At 76.0% G+C, this 1,646-nt stretch carries 1 protein-coding gene and 2 pseudogenes; all 3 read left to right on the plus strand.

Annotated features, from left to right (window positions below; genetic code table 11):
* Positions 1-211: pseudogene (locus FV230_RS28085) on the plus strand (aldose 1-epimerase family protein); the annotation flags it as partial.
* 4 nt (positions 212-215) lie between these two features.
* Positions 216-923: a uroporphyrinogen-III synthase gene (locus FV230_RS28090; RefSeq protein WP_147844693.1), complete on the plus strand. Its 708-nt coding sequence runs from the start codon at positions 216-218 to the stop codon at positions 921-923.
* Between the two features lie 157 nt (positions 924-1,080).
* Positions 1,081-1,646 (plus strand): annotated as a pseudogene (locus FV230_RS28095) (hypothetical protein); the annotation flags it as partial.

Below are 1,646 nucleotides of genomic sequence, written 5' to 3' on the forward strand. Positions count from 1 at the left end.
GGGGGGGGGGGCGATCCGGATGGCGGTCGAGGATTTTCCGCACCTCGCCGTGTGGACGAAGCCGACCGCGCCGTTCCTGTCGCTCGAAGCCTGGACCGGGCATGCCGACTGGGCCGGATTCTCGGGCGAGCTCGCCGAACGCGATGCGCAGCGCCTGCTGGCGCCCGGCGCCACCGCCGATCACGGCATCCGCCTCACCCTGGAGGGGTGAGGCCGTGCGGGTCTGGGTGGCGCGGCCGGAGCCCGGCGCCGCACGCACCGGCGAACGCCTGGCGGCGCTCGGCCACCTGCCCCTGGTGGCGCCGGTGCTGGTGGTGCGCCCCACCGGCGCAGCCCTGCCGCCGGGCCCGTTCGACGGGCTGATCCTCACCAGCGCGAACGCCCTCGACGCGCTGCTCGCGACGACCGAGGCGGCCACCCTGCGCGGAATCCCGGTCTTCGCCGTCGGCCCGCGGACGGCGGCGCTCGCCGAAGCGCGGCTCGGCGCGGTGACGGCGGGGACGGGCGACGCCGCCGCGCTCGCAGCAATCGTGCAGGGATCCGTCGCGCCGGGGGCATCCCTGCTCCACGTGGCTGGCGCGGAGCGCAAGGCGGAACCCGCCGCCCGGCTGACGGCCGCCGGCTACCGGATCGCGACGCACGTCGCCTACGCGGCCGAGGCGGTGGCGCACCTGCCGGACCCGGTCTTCGCGGCCTTCGCCGCCGTCCCCGGAGGGCTCGACGCCGCCCTGCACTATTCCCGCCGCAGCGCGCGCGTGGCGCATCGATTGTCGGAAGCGGCCGGACACGGCGGAGCTTTCCGCGCGTTGAGGCATTACTGCCTGTCGGACGACGTGGCCGCAGCCCTGGACCAAGCCGGGGTCGCGGCCCATTTCGTCGCTGGGCGACCGCGCGAGGACGACCTCCTCGCGGGCCTGTCCTGACATCGCTGCGCCGCCGTCAGATCGGGTCTCGCCCGGGCGGAAGCGGCGGTGATAGGTAGGCGCCGCCCGCACCGGCGCGGGTCGTGAGGAACGTTAGGATCGGGGCGCGCGGCACAGCCGCCGCGCCCGGGACGTCGAGACGGGAGAGACAACGGCCGTGAAGCCACCATCCAACGACGCCGACCGTCCGAATTCCGGCTCCCAGGCTCCGGGCGCCGCGAAGAACGGTGCCCCGAGCTCGACCGCCCCCCAGACCCAGGGCGGCAAGCCCGGAACGGTGTCGACGCCGCAGGGCCGTCCGCCCGAGACCCTGCCGCCGGGCGTCCACGTCAAGTCGGAGCCGGCCAAATCCGAGACCGGCAAGCCCGATACGGCCAAGCCCGATACCATCAAGCCCGATACGGCCAAGCCCGCCGTTCCGTCGTCCTCGGCCCAGGCGCCGAAGCCGGAGGCCGGCCGCGCCGATCCTCCGATCACCGCCGGGCCGACGAAGGCCGAGCCCGGCCGCCCGGCCCAGCCCTCCGCCGATCCGGCGAAGCTCGACGCCAGACCTGCCGGCGGGGCGGGCGCCGCCTCTGCAGCGTTCCCGAGCAAGCCCGCGACAGAGGCGGTCAAGCCCGGGATCGCCGGCGCACCGGGCGGCCCGTCCGCGGCGAAGGAGGCGGGGAAAGCCGAGCCGGGCAAGCCGGACCCGGCGAAGCCCGAGTTCGGCCGGTCCGGGGC

The sequence above is a fragment of the Methylobacterium sp. WL6 genome (assembly GCF_008040095.1).
Taxonomy (GTDB): Bacteria; Pseudomonadota; Alphaproteobacteria; order Rhizobiales; family Beijerinckiaceae; genus Methylobacterium.